Origin of the sequence: Chlamydia abortus (assembly GCF_002895085.1) — a bacterium.
GTDB classification, from domain to species: Bacteria; Chlamydiota; Chlamydiia; order Chlamydiales; family Chlamydiaceae; genus Chlamydia; species Chlamydia abortus.
This window is the reverse complement of sequence record NZ_CP024084.1, coordinates 35,730-52,564: the sequence shown is the minus strand read 5'-3', so window position 1 is coordinate 52,564 and position 16,835 is coordinate 35,730. Positions and strand designations below refer to the sequence as shown.

Sequence of the window (16,835 nt, the reverse complement as noted above, 5' to 3'; positions counted from 1 at the left end):
ATTCCTCAGCGCACTTCATAAATAAAAGCTTTCTTTAAAGGAAAAGGTTAAGAAATAGCCGTAAAACAAAGAAGGTGTGAATTTGATTCACATTATGGAATGGGCCTGATCTTTATAAGTTCTTACTTCTTATACTTTTCCTTTAAGGAACAAGACAAAAGGTAAGCATTTGTTTTATTTTTGTAAATATTTTTTACCATGTTTGCCCAAAGCCGGGATCGAACCGACGACCTACGCGTTACGAATGCGTTGCTCTACCAACTGAGCTATTTAGGCAAAAAAACAAGAAAAATTAGTATAGAATTGAAGAACAAAAAAGCCAAGAAAACAACAATCATACGGCCGACGATGCTTTCTTGGCTTTCCCCCTGAAATACAACAGAGTGAGAAGCTATTCCATGGCGCAGAATATCATCTTACTTTTTCTATATAACATTTATTGGGCTTCTATTTCTAGCATTTTAAAATCACTTTCTACTTGCAGTGCTGGGGGGTGTTGACATTCAGGAGCATGTCGCGGTGCTACCTGCATCGAGCCTTCATTAGCTTCCCAATTGTATCTATAGCCTTCTTTATTGGTTAATTTTGTTCCTTCTTCAAAACTACTAATCACCTTAGGCTTAATGAACATCATGATGTTGCGTTTTTGCCTTTGATCTATTGTTCTGCTGAATAAACCTCGAAGCAAAGGTATGGAGTTTAAAAGAGGAACTCCAGTAACAATTTTCGTAGTTTTATCTCTGATATGGCCACTCATGACTAAGAAACAACCATCAGGAACTTGCAAACGTGTAGCGGCGTATGTTTTATCTGTTACCGGTGTAAGTGTTCCTTGAGCAGAGTGTAGCTCGGAAATCGTTTGTTCTATTTGTAAGGTAACAACGTTATTTGGTGCTATGGTTGAAGCAACAACAAGATTCACACCGATATCTTCATATTCGATATTTTGTGTAACTGTTCCTGTTTCTTGAATAATGGTACTGGTCGTTTGGAACGGTATAGTCTGTCCAACGAAGAAAGATGCTTGTTGCGTATCCTGGGCCATAATTCTTGGGTTAAGAACTATCACAGTGTCGCCATCTTGATCTAAGGCACTGAGCAGCCCCCCTAGGGTTAGAAAAGATTTGCCCTTATGGCTTAGAACGTTTCCGATGATCCCCAAACCAAATGCTGAAGATGCATACATCATATCGCTAATACCGGCTAGCTGACCCGGCGTAGGTAAAGGGATATCTCCTGGAGAAGGTTTTGCAGGAGGTACTGTAGATTTTGCAGGATTCGCAAGACCGGTATTGCTCAACAATCCTGAAGCATAAGCGACTTTCCCTTGTTCATCACCGAGAGCCACCCATTGAACCCCGAAATCCCAAGACTTTTCTAAACTTGTCTCTAAGATCAAAACTTCAATGTATACTTGCTTGGGAGGTAGATCCAAGCCATTGAGTAAGCTGACTACTTTATCTACGTTGGTTTGATTTCCGATAACAACGATAGAATTGTTCACATCTAACCATTGAATACTATTCAATGTGTTGATGAAATCTTCATCCATAGCTGTGGTGACGTAGAGATTATAACCGATGTCTTGAATTGCTTGAGCAATAGCTGCGCCATTTTGATACTTCAGCTTATACATGAAAAAGCGCAAGCTTTTAGGATTCGCAGCTCCTGATGTTCCGAGAGCGGATGCAGGACTAGTTACGTCATCTAATGTATGTGCCATTTCTGGAACATCTAAGGATTTGAGCAGTTGTATTGCCTTGTTTGTTAAACGCGGGGAGGAAACTACAAAAATCTTATTTGTTCCTGGCTGTATGAAAATTTGAAAAGCTTCATCCTCTGCCATGGCGCCAAGAACATCTTGGCAATAGCTCACTAATGACGCCGGATTTGCATAGCGGACTTCATACTCAGACATATCTACGGATGTACCGGGACTATCTAGAGCTGCTAGCAACTCTCCTACTTTCTCTACATTGCCAGCAATGTCCGACACGATGACATGACGTGTGGCTTCTGAAGCGCTGACTATAGCATCATGGGAGAGCAAAGGCTGGATAATATTTACAGCTGATGTAGGATGTACACTGTATAAACGGAATACACGAGTCACTACAACAGCTTCGCAATTATCTTTTGCAGAACCATCAGTGACTACCGTAGACAACTTAGAAAGACGTGGATTACGATAAATAAGGACGTTATTTCCTTGTTCTACAACTTTCAAGTCATGCATTTTTAAGACTTGTAAAAGAATCGTAGAGAGATCGTCTACAGATGTAGGATCGTGAGAAACAATCGTTACATTGAAATTTAAATCATTACTATCGAAAACAAAGTTGGTTCCTGAAATCTTACTCACGAACTGTAATAGCTCAAGAACAGAGATGTCTTCGAAATTTACAGTATAACCGTTGTCTTTCAGGTCTTCACAAGTAATTTGTTTCCCTTTCAATAGCGCGGGCGCTTCTTCTTCCTCTTTTGTTGCCTCGGGCTGTATGGCTATTTTATCAATCGAGGGTTGTTTATCTGGTGATTTCGTTAATGCGTTCGGGGATCCAGAATGATGATCAACTTTAAAGCCTTCTTCCTGGGAACTTTTTTTGTCGCTTTCTTCCACCAGTTTTTTAACACTGAAGTTTATGGCATTTACAGCGCGTTTAGCGTAAGCACGTTTATCTTCCCAAATACGCTCTTCTTCACTTTTCCCTTCAGTAACTTCAGTTTTTTCTTCTTGTTTAGAGAGGAACCTAGGGGTCTTTTTTGCAGTAGTTTGCGTGTAGCGATTATCCTGAAGGCGTTTTTTCGCTTCAGGCTTAGCAAATGGTGAACCTTCAGAAAATCCTGGAGAAAACGTCTGCGTAGATTTTTTAAAATGCCGTGGCTGGTTCGACGGGAAGTTTTTAACTACGGCCTGCTTATCAGATTTTTTTGCTGATGTTTTATTGACTATGTTTTTAGGACAGGCAGCAATTTGGCTTTTCTCGTCAGTTTGGGAGTTTTTAACTCGAGATCTCGGCTCGTCAGTTGCAGGTTTTTGAGAATTCACACCAAGCAAAACCAGGTCAAAGAACAACAGAATAGAAAGTACTCCGATTTTTCCTTTTTTCTTATTTATGACCTGTAAGATCTTTCTTCCAATGTTCGACGTCACTATTTTCACCAGATTCTTTTTAAGCTGATAAGTGTTGAGGGACAAAGATTTCCGTCATGATTTTCTAATATCCCGAACTGTACGCTCTCTATTGGGCAGAATATAGCTGTTTGTCCTCTATCTTTCAACTCTGTGAATAAAGGACTATTTAAAGATGACATGGAATCGTCTGCCTGTAAGGTATGTAATACTGCTCCATCACCTATTTCCCATGCAACCTTGGTTTCCTGAATTTGTAAAGAACTAATTTTCCCTAAACCTAAGGATGAAGTAGTAAAATTCTGGGGAACCTTTCCTTGTTTTTTTAACCAGAAACTAGTTTTCCCACAAGTAATCCAAGAAAGTTCCTTTTTTTCTTTGGGAATAGTTACGCAAACTAAAGACATTCCCGCCGTATCAACAGGAGCATGGATCCGCAGGAGCTCACTATGTATTTTGCGCATCGTACTTCTAATGCTATCTTCATGACCCCATTGACTTACGAAGGTTTTTATAATAGTTAATACTAAAGTTGCATTTCCTGAAAGACTATAACAAAACCATAAACGGAAAGTATCCCGACTCATATAGGCTTCGTAGTATACGTGAGGATGTGTTGGGTATCCTTGCTCGTATACAGAAGCGGATATGAAATCAGGGACAACAATTTCTGCAGGAGACAACCAGAATCTCTGCTGATACAGCTGCTCATTTACCTGTGCTGTATGATCTTTATTACGATAATCTTGCTGAAGATCTTGGCTGTACCGGTACTGATGTAAATGACTCATGAATTCTTTCATAGACCCGTAACGATCTTGAGGAGAAGGTTGCAAGGCCTTCGCTAAAATTTTACTCACTCTATCCGGAATCAAGGACAAAATGACCTTACCTAGGGCTAGGTTTCCCAAGATCAATTCATAAGCAATTAAACCTAAAGAGTAGATTTCTGATTTTTCAGAAACTTTATCTCCCTGACGTTGTTCAGGGCTCATATATGCGGGCGTTCCTAAACAAGAAGGATGGGAAGCATGTTCTGTAGAAGAAGAAACAGCAAGTCCAAAATCTATGAGTTTGATTTCCCCTTGAGCATTCATGAGGATATTTTCGGGTTTGATATCCCTATGGAGTATACCACGGCTATGCAGATACTCTATAGCTCGGCCAATATGTAAAATTATATCAATCGCTCTGGATAAAGGAATCTGATGGGTGAGGATATAATGTCTAAGAGACACGCCCTGGATATATTCCATGGCTATATACAGCCTTTCTCTACACTGTCCATATTGATATAACTTAACAATATTGGGATGTGAGACTTGTTCTATAATTCGTGCTTCTTTTAAAAAGTTATGAACTCTGCGAGTATCAGCAACTAAAGGTGGTTCAAGCACTTTAATAGCTGTAGATTGTAGGGTGGCAGAATGCAAACCCTGGTACACCGCGCTTCCTTCTTTCTTACTCAGGATTTTCTTGATGTGGTAAGCACCTATTACCTGATGCAGAAGAAGTATTTCGGATTGACAATCCATACGAAACAATTATACGTTTAGACTTCTAGAACTCGAATTCCTAAAACATCTCCTAAAGATACAATTTCTCCTCTTCCAACTTTTGCACCGTTGAGGATTAAATCCACGCCTCGAGAAGGGTGGATCCCATTGAGATTCAGAATGCTGCCTTGAGAGAGATGTAAAAACTCTTCCACAGTCAACGAGTATCGAGAAGCTTCTGCGACTAACTTATAGTTGCCTGGTAAAGGTGCTGCAGGCAAGGCTTCCGGAGTTTCTTCGGTAGGGGCTTCCTGAGGCACACTTGGATAGCTAGTAATTTTAAATTCTCCAGATGTTTGATCAATAAAACGACCACCAAAGAACTGATGTCCTTGGACAGTTAGCAAGCCTCCGCTTTCTTCTGTATCAGGATCATACAAACAACTATCTAACAAGATAAAGCTGCCATGCGCAACTTGTTGCCATTCTTCCTGAGTTAATTGGCAATAGCCAATTTCTACAGACATAGTTAAAGGCGTAGGATCTAACTGATGAATATCAAAATTCTGATTCGAGGCTGAAAGGAAATCCTGACAGCTGGCACAGGTTGCTTCTGGGAAAAGTAAACGAAAACGCATAGTTTTTCCGTCTAATCCGCAATTGACATCTACAGCCTGATACGAGCCTTGTAGGTCTTTAGTAGAAAATCGAGCGTCGCCGACAACTCTAACAGATAAAGAAGGTATCCAAGCGAGCTCCTGGAGCAACTTACACAGCTCTGCAGAAAAATAGTAATGGAAACCTAAAAGCTTATCTTTCTCATAAAAGTAGGAAGCTAAACTAGAATCATTGAACACGGACACCATGAACGACTGCAGATCAGCTTCGGAGGTGACAAAGAAAAACGTCCCTGATGTCAGGGGCTGGGCCAAGAAAGACTGTACTAAAAAGTGTGTCCCAAAATCTTGAACAGCCTGAGCAGCAGTTAGGGAACCTCGAGGTTGAATAGTAAGATTCGTATCTTCTAAACGGAATTTTTCTTTCAACCTATTTTGGCAAAGTTCTTTAGGGAACGGAGGAAGAGCAACCGCCTCTTCCGTTTTCACTAAAGAACTTAGAAAATCCTGTCTAGATTTTAACCAACTAGCACTAGGTTCCGCTGCTACTGTCATGAGAAATCACCTTTATAAACGTGCTTCTTCAACTTTATATTGGTTTTGTTCTTGATCTTGCTGCTGCTGATCTTTTCCTTGTTGATCCCTCTCTTCATCTCTGCGATGTATTGTTGCAGCAATCATATGTAAAGGTGTCTGCACTTCTTCGATAGTCGGCAATTGTACAATACTTGTTCCAACTGTGAATTCTGTCAAATTCAAACGAAGATTTTTTAATGCTTCTACCAAGCCAGCCAGCTGAGAAGGATTATTTGCAATGAGATTCACAGCCTCTGTCAGCTGAACCTCATCTATAAAATTAGAAAATTTCACAGAGAGATCGGTCCCAGACTGTACCAACGTTAAATTCGCGCCAGCAAAAACTTCGGGGACATTGCCTTCAGCATCTAAAACTAATTCTACTAACTGCTGACCGTTTACATCAGCAACTATCATAGATTCTACAGTACTAGCAATCACATCTTGGACCCACTGCAAATCTGCACTAGCAACTGCCACTGTAGAGCTTTCCACAACAACCTCACTGGACACAGAAGAAGCAATATCTACGAATGCCATGCCTGCTGTAGGGTTATCATAAGCCATGAAACTTTGTCCTTCTTCTTTCTCTTCTTCTTTAGAAGATACTGCGGAGGTTTTCTCTTCTACATGCTTATCATCAGCACCACGAGCTTCTTGACGAGAACCTTTGTTCACAGCTTTGTCTTGACGATCGTGTTTCGATTGCTGGCGGCCTTCCAAAGAAAAGACTTTTACATCACGGTTATCTTTAGGCTCTGGGCCTACTTCTTGTTGTATTAAGTGGCGATCTGTCTTGCAATTGTACAAAGACTCGGATGTTTTATTTAATTCCATGAACTAGATTCCCCCGATTCACGTTGTTTTTTTTTGCGCAGCTGATAAAGTAGCTGTCCCATTTCATCTTGCTCTTTTTCAATTTCTCGCGCTTCTTCTTTCAGAGCTTCTTTCATCCACTCTTCTTTATGTAAACGCGTCTTTTCTTCTTCTTTTCGCCGTTTGGCTAAATTCACTTCTGCTTTTTCGAGCTCTTTAGCTGCTGCTAAAACGTTTTCTTTCTGCTTATTGACTTTTTCTTCTTCTTCAGCAAGCTGTACAGCAACAACTTTAATATAAGCTTTTCTTTGTAAAACTGCATCACTGGTTGTGCCTTCATCCAACAACTCTCTGAGTTGCTGAATTTTCTGCATATAGTGATTTTTTACTTTATCACGAGCGGCTTCGATCTCTCGTAATTTTTCTTGTTCTATTTCTAAAAGCTTTCGCTGTTCCTTAACGATTTTTTCTGCTCTATCAACACGATCTCTTTTAATCGCTAGAACAGGTTCTAACGGGTATTTAGGCACGGCATTTTACCCTGAATATCTTATCGGAAAATAGCCCGAAGCTGTTGCGAGGCTTCCTCGTAATTTGTTTTTTCATGAATATCTTGCTTTAAGAATCTGTTCAATTTATCAATGTGATCTATAGCAAAATCCACTTCACGATCGGACCCTCGGCGATATTCTCCAATACGTATAAGCATTTCGTTTGCTTTGTATTTTGCCAGCACCTCTCGGGCTTTTCCTATGATGCGTCGTTGTTCCTCAGGAACAATTGCTGTCAGCAATCGGCTGATAGATGCTAAGACATCAATAGCAGGATAATGGTATGCCTGAGCTAAAGCGTTAGACAAGACAACGTGACCATCAAGAATCGATTTAACTTCATCAGCGACCGGTTCATTCATATCATCCCCGGCAACAAGTACTGTGTAAAAGGCTGTGATTGTTCCTTTATCCGAAGCTCCGGAACGTTCTAATAACCTAGGCAAAGTTGAGAATACAGAAGGTGTGTATCCTCCTCGAGCTGGCGGTTCTCCGGCAGCTAGACCGACTTCTCTTAGGGCTCGGGCAAATCGGGTGACAGAATCCATCATCAAAACTACGGTTTTGCCCTGATCACGAAAATACTCTGCTATAGCGGTGCCTACGTAAGCAGCATTTAATCGCAACTGTGAGGATTGATCTGAAGTAGAGACGACGATCACCGAACGTTTCATTCCTTCTTCTCCGAGATCGCCCTCGATAAATTCACGAACCTCTCGGCCCCGCTCTCCGATGAGAGCAATCACATTGACATCGGCTTCTTCCGCGTTTCTAGCGATCATTCCCAAGAGAGACGATTTACCCACCCCAGCTCCAGCAAAAATGCCTATACGCTGGCCTCTGGCGACTGTGAGCATACCGTCGATACACCGCACGCCGGTGGATAAAATTGTTCTTAATTTTTCTCTATGCAATGGATCTGGTGGAGCGCGAAACACAGGGTAGGTTTCGTTAACATCAACCAAAGGTCCTTTGATCTCGGAGTCGATAGGTTCTCCCAGACCATTCAATACACGACCTAAAAGACCGTTACCTGCACGGATATACAAAGGCAGACCTGTGGGAATAACCTCTGAAGAAGGGCTGACTCCAGTAAGTTCTCCTAGTGGCGATAAAAAAGCGAAATTTTGTGTGAAGCCGACGACTTCGGTCACGAGCGGCTCCATACCATAACGTTTAACTAAGCATACCTCCCCAACGCGTACATTGGGAACGACAGCTTTAATTAACATACCGACGACTTCAGTTATACGACCGACAACGGTAGTCAAGTGTACGTCGTTCAATTGCGACATGAGGGTATCGAAATCTGTCGTCAATTCGTCCATGTTAACCTAATTGTGTGGTCATTATCGTCTTTATACTACTTACCGTAGTTCCTACGATACTAGCAAAAAGTTCTGCTCTTTGCGTTGCTCTTTGAACAGCATACTGTACTTTTAAAAAGTCTGCTAAATTTTCCCGTTCTCCATTCCTATCTGAGAAGTAGAGAAGGGCTCTATTTAACACTTCTTCTCCAGAAGACACCCAATTGACCATCTTACGGGCAACGGACTCGTGTTCTTCTTCTTTTTTGGTTTGTAAGTTTTGTTGCGTATGCTCAGCTATATCATTCAGATCACCATTGATTAAATCAATGATCACACTGACAGCTTCAAAATGTTCTTGCGATAGTTTATTTTGATCTTGTTGTAGAGTGGATTGTGCATCCCATAAACGCTCTTTTAGATTGTTTATTTGCTCTTTCAGCTCTTCCGAATCTAACGCCTCTTCCAGTTCAGGATCGATAATGTTAGAGTTTCTGTCTTGCATCATCGCCATAGGGTTAGGCTTGACATCCTCTATATTTTTATTCAAGGAGTCTGCTGCCGTCCCTAAAGAAAATGCAGGAACTTCCTTATGTAACTCACTGGCTAAAGGAGTTCCTAAAGGCTTCTGTATAGAAGCTGTTTCTTTCTCGGAGTCTAGCTTTGGGAAAAGCTTCAAAGGATCTATCATAAGACAACAACCGGGCGTTTTTTTATATTTAGGACGGAATAAGGTTAACTTAAAGGTCCTCCGCTTTTAGCTACTAAGCTATCATGCCAGTCTAAAACAGATTGTGCTAGAATTCTTGTGGATTCGACTTCACAATTTTCCAACACTTGACCTGCCAATTTTAAGCAATTTTCTAAGCTTTCACGACGCACTTCGAAAGAGCTTCCTTGATGCAATACGATCATCATATGTGTTAGAGACAGGAAAGACTTAATGCTCCAATTATCCACTTCTTTTTGTGCTAAAGCATTTAATCGTTCTTCTGCAGCGAAAATTTCCATTTTATGCAGGTCTATCAATGCTAATCCTAATTCATAACCATAATGGTCAGGATTTAAGATTTGTAGAGATTGAAAAAGCTTTTTTGCACTTTCTTCGTCGCCTTGTTTAATGGCCAACATGCCCGCTTCAAACAACAACGCAAAATCTGCTTTAAATAATTCCAAATCTGCCATGATCCTTCTCTTAATTTATTAACTTCCTTTAACAGCTCTTGCCATAGTGATCATCTCTGTGTTCACTGCTGTCAAGATGTTGGATACAGCTTCCATATACTGTGATAAAATTTGCATACGGAATTGCAAATTAAACATCGTACCCAAGTCGACTGTACCTTGCGTTGAGGTTTCTAATTCCGTTAGATATTGTTGCACACCTTGGACGTATTTACATACGCCATTAAGCATGTCATTAAAATTAAAAGCTGAGCAACTGCTACCACTACTCATAAATTCTCCACTTATCTAGTCTGTTAAACCATTTTTGCGGTTGATCCGCCCGAGAACTTTCTGAAGGGCTAGATATCCTGCTAATACTATTTGTTGCTTCTCAAAAGAGGCTTTATCAGAACCTTCTCGAAGAGAAACATGCAATTTTTGCACTTTATCCTGTACATTAGCTTTGATCTCCTGAGCTTTGCTCAGATCCTGCATATCTTTCTCTAAATCAAATAGCTGATGAGAAAATCTATCTTCTTTAGCAGCTGTATTTTCCATATTAAACATAGTATTTCTTCCTAAATACAACAGAATTAATAAGCCTTAACATTAGCTATTTATTGTACTCGATTTTATATTTCAACCCTTCCTTCTCTAAAAAGATACAGTGTGGTTGTATGCTTGTGACTGTCATGCCATCGATAACATCACCACGGGTCAAAATTCTACCATTGACTACAACATTAATGCTCACGTCACCATACTTTGAATATCCGGTTACGCGATAGCGGCTAGGATACCGTAAATTTAAATCTATGATCCCTTCTTTAACAGGCAACAAAACCACGAAGTTTTTCACCAAACGTACGCCGGGCAGTGTGGAGATCTCCTGAACAACAGAACGGAATTTCTCTCCATCCTCATGATTCACATAACCAGTAAGGACCACTTCACCATTCACAAAAGCGACGTGAATATTGGCAAAGCCTGCTTGCAACAGTTGCCCTGCAATCGCTTTCAACATTTGTGATTCTATGATTACCTTATTCTCAAGCAGAGAAAGATAGTTAAAATGTACATTCAGATAATCAGCGAGACAGACAGCCTGTTCTTCTGTTTTTAGATATCCCGTAATAACAAATTCTCCAGGTTGTGGGGAGTGCATGCTTACACCCTTGAACTCTGGTTTTTTAGACAACAATATATTGATTTCCTGCCAAACCGCTTCATCATCGATAACGTTGTCATCTATGGATTTGATGAAAGACAAAGCATCCATTTTATAGAGAAGCTCACTTTTATCAATACTATTTTTTACATGTCCTATCAAAAAGAGCTGGCCATTGTTTTTATTAAATGTGTAGCGGACCGTGGGGAAAGCATTGACTACGCGTTCTATATCTTCTTGATAATCTATATTTTCTATAGGAATGACTTCTTTGGTATGGAATAGGGATGCAGTGCCTATGCCGAACAGTATAGCCAGCCCTCCTATGAATAATGTAAGAATAAACGAACCTGTAGGCAATGTAGCGCGCTTACGTTTTTCTTCTTCTTCTTGAGCTGCTTGCTGAGCAATTTCTTCAGCATCTTGAGGACGACCAAATAATCCGTAATCTTCGGGAGCAAATGATGCGACGATAGTATCCGCAGGGGCTAAATGGTCGATGAGTAAAAATAAAGTAGTTCCTAAAGCGACCACTTGATTGGCACTTAATGTGGAGCTGTTCTCGATTTTCTTTCCTTCGATAATCACGCCATTTTTGCTACCTAGATCTTCTAGCATGATAGAACCATCGTTGCTCACGATGATCTTTGCATGACGATGGGATACGCTAAGGTCATTAAAGACAATATCTGCGGAGGCAGGATCACTTCCTAGAATATAAGATTTCCCCGTGTCGAGATGGAATTCCGCACCGATATTCGCTCCGGCTAAGACTTTTAATAAAAAGCGTGCAGGTTGAGAAAGATCTACAGAGACATTTTTCTGTGCAATCTCATCGATTTCTGCAGGAAAAATACCCTGATCAAATTTGAAGAGATCTTGTACATTAAATGGAGACAAGACTTCAGGTTTTTCAGTTTTCTTACTTTCCTGCTCCTCTTCTTCTTCGAGCTTCTCTTCAGCTTCTTCTTCTGTATCTGTTTTTTCTTTAGGAGCTTCTTGATCGTTAGGGGATTGTTCTACACCCTGAACATCTTCAGGTTGAGTTTCTTGAGGGTTGGCCTCTTGGCCTTGGGCAATTCCCTCTTTTTCTTCTGACGGTTCTGCAGAAGTAGGAGTGTCTTTGACAGGCTCACCTTCTTTGGGCTGGCCACCTTTTGTCGACGGATCCTGCGCAGCAGGATCGGAATCTGGCAACGGCGGCTGATTTTGATTAGGCAAAGCTCCGTTTTCTTCTGTTGTATTTTTTGATCCGGCCTCGGGCAGCGTATCCATATCGAGTTTTTGACCGGAAGTTTCCTTCTCTGACTTTGCAGAAGCTAGGAAAGCCTCAGCGAGTTCTTTATCTTTATCGGTAGGAGAAGTATCGGAAGAATCTTGCTGTTTTGAAGAAGGTTGTTTTGGCTCATCCTGTGCAGGCGCGCTGTTCTTCTTCGTTTTCTTTTTAGTATCGGCAGGCTCAGGCGAGACATTAGTCGTATTTTCTGAAGAAAAATCGAAATCGTAAACAACATCATCAGGATCAAACTCCTGCGTGAAAAAAGAATATTGATTACTTCCGAACGTGATAACGTCTGCGTCATGTATCGGTGTTGCCTCTGTGATTTCTTTTCCATTTACAGTAACAGGATAGGAAGTATCTAGATTTGTAATAAAGTAGAGGTCATCTTCTCTTGTGATAACGACCTGAGTATTTGCAAGCTTAGGATCCTCTAACTGAATATCGCTAGACGCTGCATCCTTTCCTATCGACCAACTTGTTCCTTGTTCAAGAACCAGAACAAATCCTGACAAAGGGCCTTTATCAATAATTAACCGTGCACCCATGCTTTTCTACCCCTGTTGCCTATTGTCCTTGTTGTGCTTTGTTTAGTCCCAAATCTTCTAGCCAGGTTTCAGAAAAATTCATGAAACTCTCTACGTAGCGCGCAAAGTCTTCATATGAAACTTCTTCGGGAATTCTACGTGTCATGACAATATGGCCTTCGGAATCCAATCCTAAAGCGCTACCTCCTGTTTCTCTACCAAACAAGTTCGCTACCATCATTTGTAAGTATGCTTTATTGGTATCCGAAGAAGGAGGTAATTCCCCTAAGAAAACATTAAGTACAATTTCGTTATCTGCATTTTGTAATACACGTATCTTGACGAGATCGCTTATAGGCAAGACATAGGCTCCATCCGCATCGAATTCGAGGGTTGACGTTATACCAATATACGTGGCAAAATTTTTTATCAATTTTTCCAACATGCACGCTCTTCCTAATACAGGAACGGCTGTCTCTTCTTCAAAAATTTAGACAACCTCTTTTCTAGACTTGGCTTTTTCAGCCTTTAAATCGAGTTATGCCAATACAAACTTTAAAAATAAAAACGATTTCTTGTTTTTATAAACAATCTCATGTTCGTTTTCTTGTTCATCTTTTTCACTATAAAGAACAAAAGACCTAAGAAAAATCGGGATGATTTTTATTGCAATTGTTATCAACTACAATCTGCCAGTACTAGACCACACTTGCATACAAATTCATCGGAGTTAACGATGAAAGCCTAGAGTATTTTCGATAGCTGTATATGTCAAGAGATGAATTAGACGCTAAAGAATCAACAGCTTAGGACGAGAAGCTCGAACCTGGCTCGAAGGTATATGTGAGCTCTTTTTTTCATAAACTTCCCATTGTTTTCTTGCTGCTAGAGCTAAAAATGGTTTTTCTTTATTTGTACATTGCTTACTAATTTGGAGTTTTTTCTGCACACGCTCGCTAATAAAATCCATATCCAAACATATGATATCTTTCGGACTTTCCGCCAAAGTAAAGGTACGCGGAACATTAAAATCAAAAATCACACGGCTGGGGATGCTGGCCAAACTTTCTAAAGATAACCCGGAAAAATCTTTAGCTGATTCCGATGATCCGAAGAAAATGACATCATAGGGTTCCCTAAAAGAAAGTTGACTACGAGCCACTGTATCGTATGGTATGGAAATATTTTTTCGAGAGCAAAAAATTAGATTTCGGTAACCTTTCGCACTCAACCCCTTTGCGATCTTCCGATTAATCTCGGAGTAACCGATAAATAAAAGTTTGTCTTTTGTTGATTTACCATGCAAGTCTAGAGTTTCTTCAACGACAGACTCAATCGTTACAACAGGATGAGACAAAGAGACTTGAGAACGAAAATCCTTTCCTTCTTTTAAAGCCTTCTGAAATAAAAAATGTAGAGCGAAGGGTAAGTCTCGATCTGTTTTTGCTTTTATATACGCGCGTTTTACTTGGCCTTGTATTTCGGTCTCTCCAGAAATTAAGCTATCCATACCACTAGTTACGGTAAATAAATGCGTAAAGCACGCGAGTCCTTGATAACAATAAGGACGTGCTCCTAACGAAGAAATCCGCGACAGTAACTTTGATTGAATATGACGATTACTTTTAGAAAAATAGTAAATTTCCGCTCTATGACATGTTAGCAATAAAACGAAAGATCCGTCATCACCGAAAAAATGCTGAGAAAAAAAAGAATTAGCTTCAAAATCCTTCAAGATATTAATTACTGCTTCCCTTTCTTTTAAAGCAGCCTCTCGATAGCTAATTCCAACAACTCCTAGAACCATAAGCACGTTGCAATAAGTTTTCCGCTTATCCTCTAAACATGAGAAAAATAATAGAGAATGGAGAGCGAAAGTAATCTAGGTGTATAGCCCAAGACAAAATTAGATGCTATCTATTTATCTACTCTTCCTCAGTATTTACTAGATAGAGCAGAAAAATAAACAAACATGGCATGAGTGTAAATGCAAGAGGCAAACTAGGGAGTGTCGAGCTCTCTCTTGTGTTATTTTTGATTGACTAACTTTGATCAACTAACAAATACAGTATTGCAGAAACTGTCGTCTAACATCAAGATGCTATCTTTTTTAATGATTAAATTATAAAAATCATTCGAAAATATAAAAAGCATAAATTTTAATCTAAAATTATGTCTATCTTGATTGAGAAAAAGAAATATCGTAATCTGGCAAATTCTCTGAGAGAAGGGCTGAGATCTCTATGGGTTGCATAGCATAGCATACCATGCCAGTATTGAGAAATACTCGCCGCACTGTTATGGCCAGTGATGAGCATACAAACATCACGCAAAAGAATTCTAACACAACTCTTTTCCTCTAGAATATAGCAAGAAGAATAGAAAAATATGGCAACATATACTGAAGCTAGTGTGGTTTCTCTAGCCTCCTTAGAACACATCCGCCTACGCGCAGGCATGTATATAGGAAGATTAGGAGACGGCTCTCAAGTTGAAGATGGTATCTACACCTTATTTAAAGAGGTGGTGGATAACGCAATCGATGAATTCATCATGGGTTATGGGAAGACTCTTGTCATTTTTAGTGATGACTCTACCATAACTGTACGTGATTCTGGACGAGGGATTCCCTTAGGGAAAATGATCGAATGTGTTTCGAAAATCAATACGGGAGCAAAGTATACTCAAGATGTCTTTCATTTTTCTGTAGGATTAAATGGTGTTGGGTTAAAAGCGGTAAATGCTCTTTCAGAGAAATTTACCGTACGTTCTGTCCGGAAGAAAAAATACCACTATGCCATATTTCACAAAGGCATTTTGCAAGATTCGCGACAGGGATCTACAAAGGACCCTGATGGAACAGAAATCACCTTTTCCCCAGACCCAACGATTTTCACCAATTTTTCTTTCAATGATGAGTTTTTAAGAAAAAAAATTCATCGTTACACCTACTTGCACCCTGGCCTGGAGATCATTTATAATAATGAAGCCTTCGTCTCACAACAAGGTCTTCTTGATCTATTTAAAGAGGAAATCCCCGAGGAAACGCTCTACCCTCCTCTTGCTTTCCACAATGCGGAGTTGTCCTTTTTATTTTCACATTTAGACACGCATACCGAGCGGTATTTTTCTTTTGTTAACGGTCAAGAAACTATAGATGGGGGGTCGCATCTCGCAGCTTTTAAAGAGGCGATTGTTAAAGGTATCAATGAGTATTTTGGAAAGAATTTCACAAGCAATGATATCCGTGAAGGGATTGTAGGCTGTATTGCTATAAAAATTGCTTCGCCGATTTTTGAATCGCAAACAAAAAATAAACTGGGCAATACACAAATTCGCTCAGGCATAATCAAAGAAGTCAAAAGTGCGATTATTCAAGAGCTTAAAAAAAACAAATCTTACGCAGATCTTCTTCTGGACAAGATTAAGCTAAATGAAAAAACGCGAAAAAACATCCAATTCATAAAGCAAGATCTTAAAGACAAGCAGAAGAAACTGCATTATAAAATTCCGCAACTTCGTGATTGTAAGTTCCACTATAATGAGCGTTCTCTTTATGGCGAGGCGTCATCGATTTTTGTGACGGAAGGAGAGTCTGCTTCTGCCTCGATTTTATCCTCAAGAAATCCGCTGACACAAGCGGTATTTTCTCTTCGAGGGAAACCTATGAACGTTTTTTCTTTAGAAGAAGAGAAAGTGTACAAAAACGACGAGTTATTTTACCTAGCCACGGCACTAGGTATTACAAAAAATAGCACGCAACACTTGCGTTATAACAAAATCATCCTTGCCACCGACGCTGATGTGGATGGCATGCATATCCGGAATTTATTAATTACATTCTTTTTAAAAACTTTCGTATCCGTTGTTGAAAACCACCACCTGTTTATTTTAGAGACGCCTCTATTTAAAGTTCGTTATAAGGATACGACACTGTATTGCTACTCAGATCAGGAAAAGACTCAGGCAATACAGAAATTAGGGAAAAAAGAAGCGCATTTAGAAGTCACGCGATTTAAAGGGTTAGGAGAAATCTCTCCTAAAGAATTTAAAACCTTTATTGGTGCGGATATGCGTCTGACCCCGGTAACAATTAGTTCATCAGAATCTTTAGAGTCCCTTTTACAATTTTATATGGGGAAAAACACTAAAGAACGGAAACAATTTATTATGGATAACCTGATTACCAACGTATAGC

The 16,835-nt window shown here is 39.9% G+C and carries 14 protein-coding genes and 1 tRNA gene; 1 reads left to right on the top strand and 14 read right to left on the bottom strand.

Features of this window, described 5'->3' with window-relative positions:
* Window positions 1-203 precede the first annotated feature (203 nt).
* The 14 genes from CHAB577_RS00225 to CHAB577_RS00160 all read right to left on the bottom strand — a co-directional run bounded on the left by CHAB577_RS00225 (window position 204) and on the right by CHAB577_RS00160 (window position 14,444).
* Window positions 204-276, bottom strand: a tRNA-Thr gene (locus CHAB577_RS00225).
* Between the two features lie 160 nt (window positions 277-436).
* On the bottom strand, window positions 437-3,163 hold the full coding sequence (locus CHAB577_RS00220; RefSeq protein WP_011096786.1) for a secretin N-terminal domain-containing protein: 2,727 nt from the start codon (window positions 3,161-3,163) through the stop codon (window positions 437-439).
* A complete protein-coding gene (locus CHAB577_RS00215) occupies window positions 3,160-4,668 on the bottom strand; it encodes a serine/threonine protein kinase (protein WP_011096785.1) in 1,509 nt (502 codons plus the stop codon). The genes CHAB577_RS00220 and CHAB577_RS00215 overlap by 4 nt, the downstream gene beginning before the upstream one ends.
* A 17-nt stretch (window positions 4,669-4,685) precedes the next feature.
* Entirely contained in the window at window positions 4,686-5,801 is a 1,116-nt protein-coding gene (sctQ, locus tag CHAB577_RS00210; RefSeq protein ID WP_011096784.1) for a type III secretion system cytoplasmic ring protein SctQ, read from the bottom strand.
* Window positions 5,802-5,813: 12 nt separating this feature from the next.
* Window positions 5,814-6,659 (bottom strand): DUF5421 family protein, encoded by an 846-nt coding sequence (locus CHAB577_RS00205; RefSeq protein ID WP_011096783.1) that lies wholly within the window; start codon window positions 6,657-6,659, stop codon window positions 5,814-5,816.
* Window positions 6,650-7,168: a hypothetical protein gene (locus CHAB577_RS00200; protein WP_011096782.1), complete on the bottom strand. Its 519-nt coding sequence runs from the start codon at window positions 7,166-7,168 to the stop codon at window positions 6,650-6,652. Before CHAB577_RS00200 ends, CHAB577_RS00205 begins: the two co-directional genes overlap by 10 nt.
* A gap of 20 nt (window positions 7,169-7,188) precedes the next feature.
* On the bottom strand, window positions 7,189-8,517 hold the full coding sequence (gene sctN, locus CHAB577_RS00195; protein ID WP_006343712.1) for a type III secretion system ATPase SctN: 1,329 nt from the start codon (window positions 8,515-8,517) through the stop codon (window positions 7,189-7,191).
* Window position 8,518: 1 nt separating this feature from the next.
* Window positions 8,519-9,187, bottom strand: a complete 669-nt coding sequence (locus CHAB577_RS00190) for a CT668 family type III secretion system protein (protein ID WP_011096781.1) — start codon at window positions 9,185-9,187, stop codon at window positions 8,519-8,521.
* Between the two features lie 44 nt (window positions 9,188-9,231).
* A complete protein-coding gene (locus CHAB577_RS00185; RefSeq protein ID WP_006343710.1) occupies window positions 9,232-9,681 on the bottom strand; it encodes a CdsG family type III secretion system protein in 450 nt (149 codons plus the stop codon).
* A gap of 18 nt (window positions 9,682-9,699) precedes the next feature.
* The gene (gene cdsF / locus CHAB577_RS00180; RefSeq protein ID WP_006343709.1) at window positions 9,700-9,954 is read right to left on the bottom strand and encodes a type III secretion system protein CdsF; all 255 of its coding nucleotides are present in this window, start codon (window positions 9,952-9,954) and stop codon (window positions 9,700-9,702) included.
* A 15-nt stretch (window positions 9,955-9,969) separates the two neighbouring features.
* Complete coding sequence (locus CHAB577_RS00175) at window positions 9,970-10,230, bottom strand: DUF5398 family protein (protein ID WP_041461298.1); 261 nt, start codon at window positions 10,228-10,230, stop codon at window positions 9,970-9,972.
* 46 nt (window positions 10,231-10,276) lie between these two features.
* Window positions 10,277-12,658 (bottom strand): type III secretion system inner membrane ring subunit SctD, encoded by a 2,382-nt coding sequence (sctD, locus tag CHAB577_RS00170; protein WP_011096779.1) that lies wholly within the window; start codon window positions 12,656-12,658, stop codon window positions 10,277-10,279.
* 19 nt (window positions 12,659-12,677) lie between these two features.
* Window positions 12,678-13,082: a CesT family type III secretion system chaperone gene (locus CHAB577_RS00165; protein WP_041461297.1), complete on the bottom strand. Its 405-nt coding sequence runs from the start codon at window positions 13,080-13,082 to the stop codon at window positions 12,678-12,680.
* A gap of 345 nt (window positions 13,083-13,427) precedes the next feature.
* On the bottom strand, window positions 13,428-14,444 hold the full coding sequence (locus CHAB577_RS00160; protein ID WP_011096776.1) for a glutamyl-tRNA reductase: 1,017 nt from the start codon (window positions 14,442-14,444) through the stop codon (window positions 13,428-13,430).
* 581 nt (window positions 14,445-15,025) lie between these two features.
* Between CHAB577_RS00160 and CHAB577_RS00155 the strand changes: the two genes are divergently transcribed.
* Window positions 15,026-16,834 (top strand): DNA topoisomerase IV subunit B, encoded by a 1,809-nt coding sequence (locus CHAB577_RS00155; RefSeq protein ID WP_011096775.1) that lies wholly within the window; start codon window positions 15,026-15,028, stop codon window positions 16,832-16,834.
* Window position 16,835 lies beyond the last annotated feature (1 nt).

Coding starts and splice junctions, on each gene's coding strand:
- CHAB577_RS00215 (WP_011096785.1), bottom strand. CDS start 4,668: ATGGATTGTCAATCCGAAATACTTCTTCTGCATCAGGTAATAGGTGCT.
- sctQ (WP_011096784.1), bottom strand. CDS start 5,801: ATGACAGTAGCAGCGGAACCTAGTGCTAGTTGGTTAAAATCTAGACAG.
- CHAB577_RS00205 (WP_011096783.1), bottom strand. CDS start 6,659: ATGGAATTAAATAAAACATCCGAGTCTTTGTACAATTGCAAGACAGAT.
- sctN (WP_006343712.1), bottom strand. CDS start 8,517: ATGGACGAATTGACGACAGATTTCGATACCCTCATGTCGCAATTGAAC.
- CHAB577_RS00190 (WP_011096781.1), bottom strand. CDS start 9,187: ATGATAGATCCTTTGAAGCTTTTCCCAAAGCTAGACTCCGAGAAAGAA.
- CHAB577_RS00185 (WP_006343710.1), bottom strand. CDS start 9,681: ATGGCAGATTTGGAATTATTTAAAGCAGATTTTGCGTTGTTGTTTGAA.
- cdsF (WP_006343709.1), bottom strand. CDS start 9,954: ATGAGTAGTGGTAGCAGTTGCTCAGCTTTTAATTTTAATGACATGCTT.
- CHAB577_RS00175 (WP_041461298.1), bottom strand. CDS start 10,230: ATGTTTAATATGGAAAATACAGCTGCTAAAGAAGATAGATTTTCTCAT.
- sctD (WP_011096779.1), bottom strand. CDS start 12,658: ATGGGTGCACGGTTAATTATTGATAAAGGCCCTTTGTCAGGATTTGTT.
- CHAB577_RS00165 (WP_041461297.1), bottom strand. CDS start 13,082: ATGTTGGAAAAATTGATAAAAAATTTTGCCACGTATATTGGTATAACG.
- CHAB577_RS00160 (WP_011096776.1), bottom strand. CDS start 14,444: ATGGTTCTAGGAGTTGTTGGAATTAGCTATCGAGAGGCTGCTTTAAAA.
- CHAB577_RS00155 (WP_011096775.1), top strand. CDS start 15,026: ATGGCAACATATACTGAAGCTAGTGTGGTTTCTCTAGCCTCCTTAGAA.